Annotated in this window: 13 protein-coding genes; 3 read left to right on the top strand and 10 right to left on the bottom strand. The window is 63.9% G+C overall.

Annotation, left to right across the window (positions count from 1 at the left end):
* Positions 1–83 precede the first annotated feature (83 nt).
* Positions 84–884, top strand: a complete 801-nt coding sequence (locus LB555_RS24655; protein ID WP_224684007.1) for a hypothetical protein — start codon at positions 84–86, stop codon at positions 882–884.
* A gap of 22 nt (positions 885–906) precedes the next feature.
* Here the strand turns inward: LB555_RS24655 and ptsP are convergent, their stop codons facing one another.
* Genes ptsP through LB555_RS24630 form a run of 5 tightly spaced genes read right to left on the bottom strand, consistent with a single transcriptional unit; the run spans position 907 to position 5,629 of the window.
* Positions 907–2,892 (bottom strand): phosphoenolpyruvate--protein phosphotransferase, encoded by a 1,986-nt coding sequence (gene ptsP, locus LB555_RS24650; RefSeq protein WP_140712797.1) that lies wholly within the window; start codon positions 2,890–2,892, stop codon positions 907–909.
* A gap of 56 nt (positions 2,893–2,948) precedes the next feature.
* Entirely contained in the window at positions 2,949–3,329 is a 381-nt protein-coding gene (locus tag LB555_RS24645; RefSeq protein WP_140616782.1) for a PTS glucitol/sorbitol transporter subunit IIA, read from the bottom strand.
* A gap of 26 nt (positions 3,330–3,355) precedes the next feature.
* Positions 3,356–4,354 carry a PTS glucitol/sorbitol transporter subunit IIB gene (locus tag LB555_RS24640; protein ID WP_224684006.1) on the bottom strand — a complete coding sequence of 333 codons (999 nt, stop codon included), beginning with the start codon at positions 4,352–4,354 and terminating at the stop codon, positions 3,356–3,358.
* 16 nt (positions 4,355–4,370) lie between these two features.
* Positions 4,371–5,138, bottom strand: coding sequence for a PTS glucitol/sorbitol transporter subunit IIC (locus LB555_RS24635; protein ID WP_140616781.1), 768 nt, complete (start codon positions 5,136–5,138; stop codon positions 4,371–4,373).
* Between the two features lie 53 nt (positions 5,139–5,191).
* On the bottom strand, positions 5,192–5,629 hold the full coding sequence (locus tag LB555_RS24630) for a transcriptional regulator GutM (RefSeq protein ID WP_015315467.1): 438 nt from the start codon (positions 5,627–5,629) through the stop codon (positions 5,192–5,194).
* A 192-nt stretch (positions 5,630–5,821) separates the two neighbouring features.
* Here LB555_RS24630 and LB555_RS24625 point away from each other — a divergent pair, with 192 nt between their 5' ends.
* Entirely contained in the window at positions 5,822–6,463 is a 642-nt protein-coding gene (locus LB555_RS24625; protein ID WP_140616780.1) for a hypothetical protein, read from the top strand.
* Positions 6,464–6,571: 108 nt separating this feature from the next.
* Positions 6,572–7,246, top strand: a complete 675-nt coding sequence (locus LB555_RS24620) for an HAD family hydrolase (protein WP_140616779.1) — start codon at positions 6,572–6,574, stop codon at positions 7,244–7,246.
* A 10-nt stretch (positions 7,247–7,256) separates the two neighbouring features.
* On the opposite strand, the gene LB555_RS24615 is transcribed toward LB555_RS24620, so the two are convergent.
* The 5 genes from LB555_RS24615 to LB555_RS24595 form a co-directional block, all read right to left on the bottom strand.
* Complete coding sequence (locus LB555_RS24615; protein ID WP_224684005.1) at positions 7,257–8,390, bottom strand: DUF930 domain-containing protein; 1,134 nt, start codon at positions 8,388–8,390, stop codon at positions 7,257–7,259.
* A 110-nt stretch (positions 8,391–8,500) separates the two neighbouring features.
* On the bottom strand, positions 8,501–9,256 hold the full coding sequence (locus LB555_RS24610) for a 5'/3'-nucleotidase SurE (protein ID WP_140616778.1): 756 nt from the start codon (positions 9,254–9,256) through the stop codon (positions 8,501–8,503).
* Positions 9,253–10,419, bottom strand: coding sequence for an MBL fold metallo-hydrolase (locus tag LB555_RS24605; RefSeq protein WP_224684056.1), 1,167 nt, complete (start codon positions 10,417–10,419; stop codon positions 9,253–9,255). Before LB555_RS24605 ends, LB555_RS24610 begins: the two co-directional genes overlap by 4 nt.
* Positions 10,419–11,498, bottom strand: coding sequence for an ABC transporter ATP-binding protein (locus LB555_RS24600; protein WP_224684004.1), 1,080 nt, complete (start codon positions 11,496–11,498; stop codon positions 10,419–10,421). Before LB555_RS24600 ends, LB555_RS24605 begins: the two co-directional genes overlap by 1 nt.
* Positions 11,486–13,189 (bottom strand): ABC transporter permease, encoded by a 1,704-nt coding sequence (locus tag LB555_RS24595; RefSeq protein WP_224684003.1) that lies wholly within the window; start codon positions 13,187–13,189, stop codon positions 11,486–11,488. The genes LB555_RS24600 and LB555_RS24595 overlap by 13 nt, the downstream gene beginning before the upstream one ends.
* Positions 13,190–13,202: the final 13 nt, after the last annotated feature.

Here is a 13,202-nt window from a genome sequence, read left to right as displayed (position 1 = left end):
GATCTACCAATCGATAGGAACAATGTAGAGTCGGTGGTGCCCGTCGCAGGTGGCGCCGCACGGCACATTCGAGGCTAACCGCGATGCTCCGACAAATCTCCGAAGATGTCCGCGTCAACCTCAAGGACCGGCTGCGGGAAGTCCGCGACATCATCCGCCAGAGCCGCCACGACGGCGCCAGCGAGGCCAGCCTGCTGCGCGAAGCAACCAGCCATCTGCCGCCATTTCCGGGCAAAGGCATCGAAGGCCTGCTCAGCCATGCCGCGAGTGCCGTCGACGAAGCGCTGTCGATCGCCGAATCCTTCGTCCCGCACGAGCGCCCGATAAGAGTGGATGGAACGACCGTAAAAGGCCTCGCCACCTATTTCCCGGCCTGTGACGAAGACCAGCAATTGAGCGCCGAGCGCCTGTTCCGGCGCGACATGTACTATCTGACCAAGGCAGTGCTTGCCGGGCTGAAGATCGACCACGCCCGTATCCATGAAGCCGGGTTCGCCGCCGTCCACGCGGCCATGCGCAAGCGCCATGGCGAATTGTTGGCTGCGCTGGCCGCGCCGGGTGCCGGACTGCAGGCCATCGCGGCCATCTGCGCGGCACTGCTGGTCGAGTTGCTCAACCAGCGTCCGGTCCGCTTTGGCGAAGCCGCGCCGGAAACGAGCGCTGCCGGCGGCCAGGCGCTCGACGTAAGCTGCCTGGCGCCGGTCGTCCTGGCCTGCGGCCTGGCGACCACCGGTCGTGACGGCGCGCCGGAGCCCGACATGCTGGAAATCGCGATTCTGGCGGCCGACATACGTCATGAGCGCATTGCCCAAGCCTGCGCCAAGGCGAGCCCGGTCGATGAATTGGCACCTGTGTTCGCCACCTTGCTTGCGCATCTGCCGTAAGCTCCAGCGGCGATTGCGGGAACTACTCCCCGGCTGCCATCGCCGTGATCGTCTTCTTGGCGCGCTGGATCGAGGCCGGGCTCATCGACAGCTCGGTCAGGCCCATCTCCAGGAAGGCCGGAATGAGATCCGGCCGGCCCGCCGCTTCGCCGCACATGCCTACCATGATGCCGGCGGCGACGCCGGACTTGGCCGTCAGCTCGATCGCCGACATGACCGCCGGATTGGTGACGTCGTTGAGCTTCGCAACGGTCGGGTTGAGCCGGTCGGCCGCCATGATGTACTGGGTCAGGTCGTTGGTGCCGATCGAGAAGAAAGCTACTTCCTTGGCCAGTGCCGGAGCGATCAGCACGGCGGCCGGGGTTTCGATCATCACGCCGAGATCGAACGTCGCATGCGGCACGCCTTCGGCCTTGAGTTCGGCGGCGCATTCGTCGACAAGAACGCGCGTCTGCCGCACCTCGCCAAGATCGGAGACCATCGGCAGCATCACCTTGATGTTGCCGTGCACGGCGGCCCTCAGCAGCGCCCTGAGCTGGCGCTTGAAGATATCGGGCCGGTCGAGGCACATGCGGATGCCGCGCCAACCGAGGAAGGGGTTCTCCTCGTCAGGGAACTCGATGCCGGCAATCGGCTTGTCGCCGCCGATGTCGAGCGTGCGCACGATGACCGGATAGGGTGCGAAGGCCTTGGCCAGCGCCGCATAGGTCTCGGCCTGCATGTCCTCCGACGGAAGGTGCATATGGCGCATGAACAGGAGCTCGGTGCGGAACAGGCCGACACCCATGGCGCCGGCCTCTTGCGCTGCCTCGATCTCTTCCAGCGAGCCGATATTGGCCGCGACCTCGATGACCCTGCCGTCCGCCAGCTTCGGCGTTACCGTCTTGAAAGCCGCAAGGCCGGCACGCTCCTTCGCCGCCGCTTGGACACGACCGGCGAAATCGGCGCGCGTCGCCGCGTCGGGGTCGATGATCACCTGACCGCTGTTGCCGTCGAGCGCCACCTCTTGCGCCGTGCGCAAGAGGTGGATCCGGTCGCCAAGGCCGAGCACCGCCGGAATGCCATGCGAGCGGGCGATGATGGCGATGTGCGAGGTGGCGCCGCCATGGCCGCACACCACGCCGCCGATGCGTTTCAGCGGCGCCCGCGCCAGATCCCAGGCCCCGATATCATCGGCGATCAGGATCGCACCTTGCGGGATGTTCTCGAGGCTGACGTCGTCCTGGCCAAGCAGCACTAGGCTGATCTGCCGTCCGACCGCATGGACATCGTCCGCCCGCGCATTGAGATAATGATCGTCGACGGCGCTGAAATCGGCGGCGATGGTGGAGGCGGCGGTTATCGTGGCCGAGACCGCGTCGTTGCCGCCCTTGATTGCCTTCTCGGCCTCGCCGGTCAGGCTGTCGTCGGCGGCGATATCTCTCAGCGCCGCGACGATGCCGCGGTCACCGGCCGACAGACCATCCTGTGCCAAAGCCCGGTCCATGCGGGCCTGGACGGCGGCGACGGCGGCGCGAAACCTGTCGATCTCGCCGGCGATCTCATCGGCCTGCAGCATGCGGCCCTGCCCGGCGATGTCAGGCGGGAAATGTGCAAAAGCCGGCCCGATGGCGACGCCCTCGCTTGCGGCGACACCGCGCAAACCACTGCTTGCTTCGCCTGATGCAGCTGGCGCGGACCGGGGCGCTGGCGCGAGTGCCGCTTCCTTGCCCTGGTCATTGGCTGGAGCGTGGGTGTCTTCGTCGTCGAGACCCGCCTTGGGGTTCTCGAGATAGCCGATCAGCGCCTCGATCGCCTCGATGGCGTCGGCGCCGTTCGCCCGCACGGTGACTTCCTGGTTTTCCTTGACCGCCAGCAGCATCAGCTTGACCGAACTCTTGGCACTGACCGCCTTGCCGTCCTTGACCAGTTCGACGTCGGATTCGAAAGCCTTGGCGAGCTTGACGAAGCGCGTGGCGGGACGGGCGTGCAAACCTTCATGCACTCTGACGATGGTCGAGCGTTCCATGGCAAATACTCTGCTTTTTTGGGCGCCAAAGCCAGACTGGCTGGGCGCGAATGCTTTCAGGCGGCGATGGTGATGATCGCGTCTGTCTTCAGCGCTGCCACGAGGGCTTGCGTATCGACCTGCGACGCGCAGATCTCGCCTGGCCTTTCGGCCTCGGTGGCGCCGTTGAACGAGATGACGACGTGGCCCATCTCGAGCACCTTGCTCCAGGCGCTTGAGCCGACGGCGGTTATGACAGCCGAAACGGGGCCAAGGGTGATCGACGCGCCCTTTTCAGGCGCGCCGTCGCTGGGTCCGATCTCCGTCTTGTGGAGCACCGAGACCTCGGCAAGCTCCGGTGGCGAGCCATCCGCGAACAGGATGACCACGCCGCCCTCGGCGAGGTCCGCCACTTCGGGTCCTATTGCCGTGACCCGTGTCTTGAGAAGAACCGACATATGGCGAACCTCGTTATTTCTGGTGTTTAGAACACGATCAGGGAAACGACCCAGGCGATCAGCACCGAGACCGGACCCATGATCTGGCGGCTGATGAGCACCGCCGGCACGCCGATTTCGATGGTTTTCGGCTTGGCTTCACCCAGTGCGAGGCCGACGGGAACGAAGTCGCAGCCCACCTGGGTGTTGTAGGCAAACAGAGCCGGCAGCGCCATCGCCGGAGAGATCGTACCGTTGGCAATCTGCGGGCCGATGATAGCGACGCCGATAACCTGCGCGATGACAGCGCCTGGGCCCAGAATGGGCGACAGGAACGGCAGGCCGCAAATGGCCGAGATGATCAGCAGGCCGACGATATTGTTGGCCAGCGGACCCATCGGCTGCGCCAGCACGTCACCGACGCCGGTATACAGGATCAGGCCGATGAGCATGGTCACGAAGGCCATGAACGGCAGCACGTTGCGGACGACCTGGTCGATGGTGCGGCGGCCGGCGTTGAAGAAGATGCCGACGACACGCCCCATGACGCGGCCGATCGTGCTGATGAAACCGATCAGGCCACCCTCGCTGGGCAGCGCCGTCGGCGTCGCTGTGTTGTTGGTCGAACCCATCGATGCTGCTCCCCCTGCAGTCGTGACCGCCTCGGACCCGTCCGCCATTGTGACGTCGGCCGGCTTGACGCCCGAAACATAGATATCCTCGGTGATGAACTGGGCGAGCGGCCCGGACTGTCCGACCGGCGTCAGGTTGACGGTCGGGATACGCTTGCGCGGATAGACGCCGCATCGTGCGGTGCCGCCGCAGTCGACGACGACAACCGCCATTTCGCTTTCGATCGGCGGCGCCTTGAAGCCGTCGACGGCTTCAGCGCCGGTCATATCGGCGATGAGCTGTGCCACCGGATGAATGCCTCCACCGGTGACGGAAACAACCTTGCTGCGCTGTTCGGTCGGCTCGATCACAAGCGGACCGCCCCACCCTGTTTTGCCCCGGGTGATCCGTACGGCTTTGTATGTCTTGGCCATGATGTCCTCCCCGCCCTTACAGCTCGACGCCCTGGCGGCGTGCCATGATGGCGGTGATGCGCTCGGTCAGCATGCCCTTGAGCAGGATGACGACGAGGCCGACGATGGCGTACCAGATGGCAACCTTGACATGATAGCCGGCGGCGATGACGCCGCGCTTCTCGAGATCGAGCAAGGCCACGAGCATGCCTCCCCAGACGAAATATTCGCCAGGGTTGATGTGCGGAAAGAGGCCGAGCGGCGGATGCACGTAGGACACGGCCGCGTCATAGAAGGCCGGCTTGTGCTTTTCTTCCAGGAACGAGCCGAAGGTGTAAGCCATCGGGTTGGTGAGGAAGAACACCGCCAGCAGCGGCAGCACGGTGTAGCGGGTCAGCGCGATGCGGCCAGCGCCACGCGCCAGACCGTGGACCCGCTCTTCGCCGACCAGTTCGGTGACGGCGTAAAAGGCAGTCATCAGCACCACAAGCGTCGGGATGATGCCGGTGACAAAGCCGGCGAAAACCTCGCCGCCCTTCTGGAAAATGCCGATGAAGTACTTGCCGATGGCAGTCAGCCAGCCAAGCTGCTCTTCCTGCTGCACGTTTTTCAGCTGCTCCTTCAGCTGATCGGCGGTGACCGGCCCGCTGTCGGTCTGCGCCTGCGCCAGGACCACGAGATGATCGGAAGCATGCTCGACGGCGAGCTTGCCATGCAATGCAGCATCCGAGACCATGGCACCCGCGACATGCAAATTGTGCACGGCCATGTCGGCATGCTGCGCCAACAACGAAAATACAGACATTTCTCCTCCTTATGCCGGCCCGCCGGTTGATCCCAGTCGGCGCACGGCCTCCTCTATGCCCTTGCTACATTCAAGCCGGCCAGACCCGGCTTCTTCCCCGGCTCCGACCGTGCTTTGTCGATCTGTTCGATCGCCCGCTTCACGGCCTCGGCCACACCGGGTTCCCCCTCCCCCATGATCGCAGGGTTGGACCGGAGTCGATCGAGGGGAACGCCCTCGAATTCTTCATGTCGCTTGAATTTGGTGAACACGGAACGGCCGCTCATCACCATCATGCGGCGCACGATCAAGTCGGGCGTAACCACGACCAGCGCGATCGTTCCCTTGGCAAATCGGCCGCGAAAATTGCCGGCTCCGACGAAGCCGTCCTTGTACTGGTCGGTGACGCCCCGGAAGACATCCGAATAGTGCCGCATCTGCAGCCAGACGCCGAGCGACTGCAACGCCCACACAATAACCAGCAGAAGCAGTCCCCACTGCCAAATCGCCATTCGGTTCTCCTCCCGAAGCCTCAGTCGAGGCGCACCTTGGACCGGCGCACGACAACAGCAAAGTGAGAACATTTGTTTCCGCGAATGTCAATATGTATGATATTGACCTCAACCACGGTCATCCACAGGGCCGCCGCGCGATTACGGCGGGGGCACGACTGTGCTAACCTGTGGGGAAACGGGATACAGGAAATGGAACTGCCCTTCAGGGATGAACTGGCCCTCATGCCCGACCTGCGCCACCGGCTGCGGCAGTTGCGCTGGTTCCGCGCCACCTTCCGCGGCAGCGCCAAGGTGGTCTCGGACACATTCGGCGTACGCTTCGAAATCGACGAGGCGAAGCTGACCCGGGCTTTTCTCGACTGGGTCGAGGTCATGGAAGCGCAGAAGCGCTTTGCCGCGATCGACCGCGCCGATTTCATCGTCTTTGCCGCCGGCCTCGTGCTGCGCGAACTGATAAAACAGGCGCCGGCAAGGGAAATCTCCGGCCTCACCCAGCTCATCGAAACGGATCAGAATGCCGGCACGCTGGACATCATCCGTTTCTGGCCGGAAGGCTTTCTCTACACCAACTACTGTGTCTCGGTGATTTCGGCGATCTACGAGCAGGAGTTTGGCTCGGCGCCCAGTATCGACAAATGCGCCGACGACCTGCGCACCTGGTGGTCCTATCGCGAGAACGTCACCGAAATGCCGGCCTATGCCGTGGCTTTCCTCGACCGCTTCCTGGGGGCGGAACCGAACTGGATCACGCCCGATCGCGCACAGTCGCGGCAGGCCATGCAGCGGGCGCTGGGGTCCTCCCGCGCCAGCGACGTCTTGCGCCAGCTTTGAATTGGCCTCTATTACCCCCTATCCACGAGGCCGAGCGCGCCCGCTATTGAACATTTGACTTTTTGTCGATAGCGATGTGCGAATTCTGACAGAGGCCGGGAGAAACGCGTGGCGCCGTCAAGACTGATCATTTTCGATTGCGACGGCGTTCTCGTCGACAGCGAGCCACTGGCCGCCAAGGCCTATGAACGTGTCTACGATAAGCATGGCATGCCGGGCGTTCACGGCGGCATCATCGCCCAGTGCGTCGGCATGAAACAGGCCGACATCATCGTCAGGATCAAGGAGTTGACCGGCCATCAGTTTCCCGCGTCGGCCGACGGCGATATCTGGGCCGAGACCAAGGTGCTTTTCACCGAAGAGTTGAAGCCAACGCCTGGAATAGGCTCGTTTCTGGAAACGCTTGCCGGCGACCGCTGCGTTGCCTCCTCGTCCTCCATCGAGCGTATAAACCACAGCCTGGCGGTGACCGGATTGGCACGCTTCTTCGGCGATGCGATCTACAGTTCCTCGATGGTCAAGAACGGCAAGCCGGCGCCGGACATCTTCCTTTTCGCGGCTGCCAGGATGGGCGCCAAACCAGCCGACTGCATCGTCATCGAGGATTCGCCTTTCGGCATCCAGGGCGCGGTCGCCGCCGGCATGACGGCGATCGGCTATACCGGCGGCGGTCATACTTATGCCGAGCATGCCGCACGGCTGACGGCGGCCGGTGCCGATCTCGTCTGCGCCGACTGGCATGAAGTTAGCCGGCAATTGGCTGGACTTGGTGTGCCAGCCTAAGTGGCAGAGACTAAAGAGGATGGTTTGGCGGCCATTCGCTGCGTGGAATCTCGGAGCCGACACGGAAGCCGAACGACAGGACCCTGGTCGCATCGGTATCCACCTCGCATCGGAAGCTCAGTTGGTACCATGTGGTTGTCGTGCTGAAGGCCGCTTCGGGGCGGTCGAGAACATTGCCGGCCTTCAGCGGAATCGTCGGCAGCCATTTGGGAGAATAGTCGGCACCCTGCAGCTCCTGGTCCAGCACGTTGGCGCAAAGGGTCGCAACGCGCTGACTGCGAGGTACGCCGCTCATGGAACTCGTGGCCAACGCGTCGCCGGTAGCGCCCTGCGAGTAGAGTTTCCGAACCCCCGGAAGACCGGAATACATTGGTGATCCAGCACCTGCGTCGTTCGTGGAATTTGAGGCGGTGGCTTTTCCGGCCCGGGACTTCAGGGCTTTTTCAGACTTGAACTTCATCGTCTTGACGACTTTGGCCTTGGGCTTTTCGGTCGCGGCCCCGGTCTTGGCGTCGCTCTCGGCTGGCGACGGCTTTGGCTCTACGGCTGCTTGCTGATCGGAAGCTTTTGGCGCAGCCTGCTGTTTATCAGCGTCTTCCGTGACCTGCTTTTCCTCGCTCGGCGTGGGCTTGGTGACGGTCGGCTCGGTTGGCGGATTCTCATCGGCTTTGCTCGCATCCGGCCGCTGCTCCGCGTTTGCCGTCGCTGCAGGCTTGTTCTCGGCGGACTTGGGCACGACCGGAGGCTTCGAGGCCTCATCCTTTGCAGGCGACGGCGCATTGTCCTTGGCCGCCCCTCCATCCAGGGATTTCTTCGGTCCTGTATCTTTGTCGCCAAACTGAAAAACGCGCTTCAAAGCGGTGTCGTCAGGTTGTTTGCGCGGCTGTTCGGGTGGCTTTTCAACCTTCTGCTCGGGGGGCTTATCAGCCTTAGGTTCCGGCGGCTTCTCGGCTTTGAGCGGCTGCGGTTTTGGCTTGTCGGGCGGAGGCACGAGCGCGACGCTTATCGGTTGCTCCTGCTGGGGCTCTTGTGAGGCTTTTGACAGGCCGTAGATGAAGAACGATGCGACAAGCGCATGCAGGACCAGCGATGCGGCCAAGGCCCACAGCAGATTCCGGCGCCATTCGCGTGTCTGATCCTTCATCTCTTCCGATGTGGAATGAAATAGCGGCGGCTTCAAGCATAAGCACCGGATTGACGCCATTTAGCCGCTGACAGCTTGGTGATCTGGAGGATGCCGCGCAGGGAGATCGGCTAGCTTTGCCGCCAGCGTGGGATTCCGTCCAGAAATCCCTCGTCCAGCCGCGTTTCCCCAAACCAGTTCAGCCGGTTGATGCTGACGAAACCCGCATCGATCGCGGCGTTTTCATCCCCCGGTTCGCTTGCATGGGCTCGGCCACGCGGCACCGTGATGATCGTGCGATCCCCGGCGCTTTCCACCACCTCGGCCGTGCGGCCGATCTTGTCGCGGCCGATGCGCGGCTGGCGAATTTCGGCCGGCAGCGCGGTCGGCAAGTTGACGCTCAGCCAATGGCCCTCGGTCGCCCAATCGGCACGCGCTTGCCAGAGCGAGGCGATCAGCTTGCCAAGCCATTCGTCGTCGGCAGCGCCGAAGTCAGGATTTTTCACGCGCGAAAAGCCGATCGCGGGTATGCCCCAGAAACTCGCTTCGCGGGCAATACCCAGTGTGCCGGAATAGGCGATATCCTCGGCGACGTTGCGGCCGTCATTGATGCCCGACAATACGAGGTCAGGCTTCGGTTCATCAGCGAATAGCCACGTCATGGCGCTCACCACGCAATCGGCTGGCGTGCCCGAGCACGAATACCAGTTCGGCTTGACGCGCCGCATCGTCAGCGGCCTGGCGATGGTCAGCGACGAGCCGGCGGCGGTGCGCTTGCCGTCCGGCGCGACCACCCAGACATCGTCGCTCAACCCGAGGGCGGCATTGACCAGACGGGCAAGACCCGGCGCTTCGATGCCGTCATCGTTGCAGATCAGGATTCTCATGATGCGCTTCCTTGCCCCACCGTGATGCGTTGACCCGTACGGCATTGCGTGAGCAAGGACGGAATATGGCTTTTCAACTCGCCCAGAAGATCGGGCGCGCAGGAATGGCCCAGCGCCCTGGGGCGTCCCGCCTTCTCCCAGATGCCGACATTGCCCGACAGTGTCGGGTGGGTGGGCATGCGTATCCAGTCCGCCCGGCCGGCCTTGTGCATGAGATCGGCCGGAGAGCCCAAAGGCAGATGCCCGGTGAGCAACACCGGAAACCCGGCATCGTCGGCGCGAGGCAAAAGGTGCGACGACGGGCCAGCCTCGCCCATGCCGTCATTGGCCAGCAGGGGCAGCGAAGGCAGCGGGTCGGCATCGCTCCAGTCGGCCGCGCTTCGCAGGCGGGCAAGCAAAAGCTCGGAAATGCCCGGCAACAGGGACGCGGTCGCGCCGATCTGCGCTTCCAGCGACGAACGCATGCCGGCATGGACGGCGAACGACCCCGGCAAGGCCGCGATCAGTTCCAGCGATCGGCCAGACAGCGGCGTCGGCAACAGGCATCCCTGCGGATGCCGCGCCACCCATTCGGAAATTTCTTGCGCCCGGGCAGCCCCCGGCACGGGATCCGCCCCGTAGGAGGCATCGAAGACCAGGAGATCGCAATGCGGGATCGTGTCCATGACGAACACATTGCTGTCAGGCACCACATCGGCCGAATAGGCGATGCGGCTTGTCCCGTCGTCGACGGCGAACCAGACCCCGCCGACGACGTGACCTGAACGTCCCGTGCTGACTACGAAATTGCCGCTAGTGAGTGTGTCGCCTGGTTCGAAGAGTTCGATGCGGTTTTCAGGCAAGGGAAATCGCCTGAAATCCTCCGGCTCGGCATAGGCGGCAAGCGTGGCCGGCGCCTCGGCACGGGTCTCCGCCGTCATGAAGATCGGGCCGCTATAGCCCCGCGACAACAGCCAGCTCAGCGCGCCGACATGATCCTCATGGGCATGCGAAACAAAAACAGCATCGATGTCGTCGCTCGACCCGTTGAGCGCTGGATAGTATTCCGCCCCGGAAGCGCCGACCTTGATGCCGACATCGAGCAGGATGCGATTGTCGCCGCTGTTGACGGCGAGGCTGGTGCGGCCCTTTTCTCCGAAGCCGCCGGCAAGGTCCAGTATCATCACGAGGCTGTCCCCGCCGCCGGGATCAGCCAGCCGGATTTTATGCGCAGGCGCGCTTGCGCCCCGTTCTCCAGCACAACCGGATCGGGTTGCTCGAAATGCAAGGTGAGGTCGGGACCAGCGGTCGGCGCGAATTCAATCCGCGCCCCGCCGCCCTGATAGATCGCCCGCTTGACGAGACCATCGAAGCCCGAGGCATCGGCCGAAAGCTCGATATCGGCGGGGCGGCAGCAGATCTTGGCGCCGGCGCGCGGCCGCTCGCCAGGCCGGCAACGGACCACCAGCTCGGTTCCGAGAACCCGGACCTTGCAATGGCCGTTGTCCTCGCTGGCCAACACGTCCGCCGGAAGCAGAATGCCTTGCGAAATGAAGGAGGCCACCATCTCATTTGCCGGCTTATGATAGAGTTCACGCGGGGTGGCGAGCTGCGCCAAGCGTCCATGGTCCATCACCGCGATGCGGTCGGCCAGCGCCATCGCCTCGGCCTGGTCATGGGTTATGTAGACGATGGTCGTGCCGGTGCGCTTGTGGAAGGCGGCGAACTCGTCCTCCATCGAGGCCCTGAGATGGACGTCGAGATTGGCGAGTGGCTCGTCGAACAGCACCAGCGAAGGTGTCGCCACCAGGCAACGCGCCAAGGCCACCCGCTGGCGCTGGCCGCCGGAAAGATTGGCGGGCCGGCGCTCGCCCAGACCCTGAAGATTGACAAGGGCAAGCGCGTCTTCCACTTTTTGGCGCGCAACCGCCTTGTCGAGCTTGGCCACCTTCAGCGCATAGCCGATATTCTCGGCGACGCTCATATGCGGCCACAGCGCGTAATTCTGGAAGACGATGCCGACGCGCCGCTTTTCCGGCGCGACGCTGCCGCCGCTGTTCGACACGACATCGCTGCCGATGCGGATTTCGCCCGAGGTCACCTTTTCGAAACCGGCGACCAGCCGCAGCAATGTCGTCTTGCCACAGCCGGAGGGGCCGAGCACCGCCAGAAATTCGCCGTCAGCGACATCGATCGAAACGTCCTTGACCGCATCGAACTCGGCGAAGCTCTTGGTCACATGGTCCAGGGTCAATCGCGCCATGGCAGAACTCCGCTCGGAAGATGAGGGGCAAGCAGGTTGGTCACCAGCATCAGCACGAAGGTGACCGCGACCGTGATGACCGACATCGCCGCCGCGTAGTTGGAATCGCCGCCCTGCTCGAAGGAAAACATGACAACGCCGATGGTCTCCGAGCCCGACGACCACAGCAGCGCCGAGACGGTGAGTTCGCTGAGGGCCGTCATGAAGATCAGCAGGCCGCCGGCGATCGCCGCCGGCGCGACCAGCGGAAAGACGATGGTGCGCATGCGCGTGAACAGGCCGGCGCCCGCAACTTGTGCGGCTTCTTCGAGTGCCCGATCGATCTGGTGATAGCCGCTGATGGTCGGCCGCAAGGCCAGCACCAGGAAGCGGGCGAGATAGGCATAGAGGATGATCCAGACGGTGTTGTAGAGCTGGACGCCGGTCAGCGGGATGGGGCGCAGGAACAAGAGCAGCGAGGCGATCGCCAGCACCACGCCGGGCAAGGCATACGGCAGTTCGACTGAAAGATTGAGCAGCCGCACCCAGCGCTGCTTGCCCCAAGCGATGAGATAGCCGATCGGCACGGCGACGAGGACCGCGAAGAAAGCGGCAGCGATCGACAGCCAGAAACTGTTGAAGAAGGCGCGGCTGGCGGCATCATGCTCGAACAGCACGAAACGGTAATTGTCGAGCGTCGCCGTCTTGGCGGTGAGCGCGATGCCGTAGCCCGGCACCAGCGACGTCAGCACCAGCCCGAACAGCGGCAGGACCAGCACCAGCACGATGAGCAGCCACATGCCGGCCTGGACGACCGGCCGCCAGCGGCCCAGTTCATAAGGTTCGGCCGGCAGCGACGTCGAGGAGATGCGGTAGTCGCGGCGGCGGCTCATCACCTCCTGGGCAAGAATGCCGGCCATGGCGATGATGCCGATCAGCACCGACAGGAACGCGGTCTCGCCGAGTACCGCCGGGCCCCCGCCGGCCAGCTTCTGATAGATGAGCGTCGGCAGCACCAGGTAGTTGGCGGGGATGCCGAGAAAGGCCGGAATGCCGAAATTGCCGACGCAGGAGACGAAGGCAAGCGCGGCCGCCGCCATGATCGACGGCGTCATCAAGGGCAGCACGATGGTGATCAGTACGGTGAACCAATTCGCACCGCCGGCGCGCGCCGCTTCGACCAGTTCGCGCGGCAGCTTGCGCAGGCCTGCACGCACCAGCAGGAAGACCAGCGGCCCGTATTGGACGCCAAGCAGCAGGATGATGCCCGAGGTCGAGTAGAGCGGGTTCTTCGTGCCGAGCGGCGGCGCCGCCCCGAAAAGCTTGAGGAATGGGCTGGCAGGGCCGAACAGTTGCAGCCAGGCCAGCGCCGTCACCTGTGGCGCGATCATCAGCGGCATGACGTAGCAGAGCACCAGGGCGCTTCGGCCGCGTATGTCGGTCAGCGATACAAGCACGGCCACCCACGTTCCCGACAGCACCGCCAGAAGAGTGCCGCCGATGCCGACGACCAGCGTATGCCATGTCGCGATCCAGGTTGACGGGCTTCTCAGCCCGGCCTCCACGGCCACCGTCGACAAGACACCGCCGGGTGCCACGATCTCCTTGACGAGGCGCAGCATGGGCAGCAGCGAAAGCAGGACGATGACGACGGCCACCGCCGCCGTCAGGACCATTTCCTGGCCCCGGCTCTCCCTGATACGTGTCGGCATGATTGCGTTTCCT

The organism is Mesorhizobium sp. BR-1-1-10 (assembly GCF_020165595.1).
GTDB classification, from domain to species: Bacteria; Pseudomonadota; Alphaproteobacteria; order Rhizobiales; family Rhizobiaceae; genus Mesorhizobium; species Mesorhizobium australicum.
The sequence above is the reverse complement of the archived record's forward strand: the minus strand, read 5'-3'. Positions and strand labels throughout refer to the sequence as shown.

Bases quoted from the DNA above. Each gene is read 5' to 3' on its own strand.
- LB555_RS24655 (WP_224684007.1), top strand. From the start codon at position 84: ATGCTCCGACAAATCTCCGAAGATGTCCGCGTCAACCTCAAGGACCGG.
- ptsP (WP_140712797.1), bottom strand. From the start codon at position 2,892: ATGGAACGCTCGACCATCGTCAGAGTGCATGAAGGTTTGCACGCCCGT.
- LB555_RS24645 (WP_140616782.1), bottom strand. From the start codon at position 3,329: ATGTCGGTTCTTCTCAAGACACGGGTCACGGCAATAGGACCCGAAGTG.
- LB555_RS24640 (WP_224684006.1), bottom strand. From the start codon at position 4,354: ATGGCCAAGACATACAAAGCCGTACGGATCACCCGGGGCAAAACAGGG.
- LB555_RS24635 (WP_140616781.1), bottom strand. From the start codon at position 5,138: ATGTCTGTATTTTCGTTGTTGGCGCAGCATGCCGACATGGCCGTGCAC.
- LB555_RS24630 (WP_015315467.1), bottom strand. From the start codon at position 5,629: ATGGCGATTTGGCAGTGGGGACTGCTTCTGCTGGTTATTGTGTGGGCG.
- LB555_RS24625 (WP_140616780.1), top strand. From the start codon at position 5,822: ATGGAACTGCCCTTCAGGGATGAACTGGCCCTCATGCCCGACCTGCGC.
- LB555_RS24615 (WP_224684005.1), bottom strand. From the start codon at position 8,390: ATGAAGGATCAGACACGCGAATGGCGCCGGAATCTGCTGTGGGCCTTG.
- LB555_RS24610 (WP_140616778.1), bottom strand. From the start codon at position 9,256: ATGAGAATCCTGATCTGCAACGATGACGGCATCGAAGCGCCGGGTCTT.
- LB555_RS24605 (WP_224684056.1), bottom strand. From the start codon at position 10,419: ATGATACTGGACCTTGCCGGCGGCTTCGGAGAAAAGGGCCGCACCAGC.
- LB555_RS24600 (WP_224684004.1), bottom strand. From the start codon at position 11,498: ATGGCGCGATTGACCCTGGACCATGTGACCAAGAGCTTCGCCGAGTTC.
- LB555_RS24595 (WP_224684003.1), bottom strand. From the start codon at position 13,189: ATGCCGACACGTATCAGGGAGAGCCGGGGCCAGGAAATGGTCCTGACG.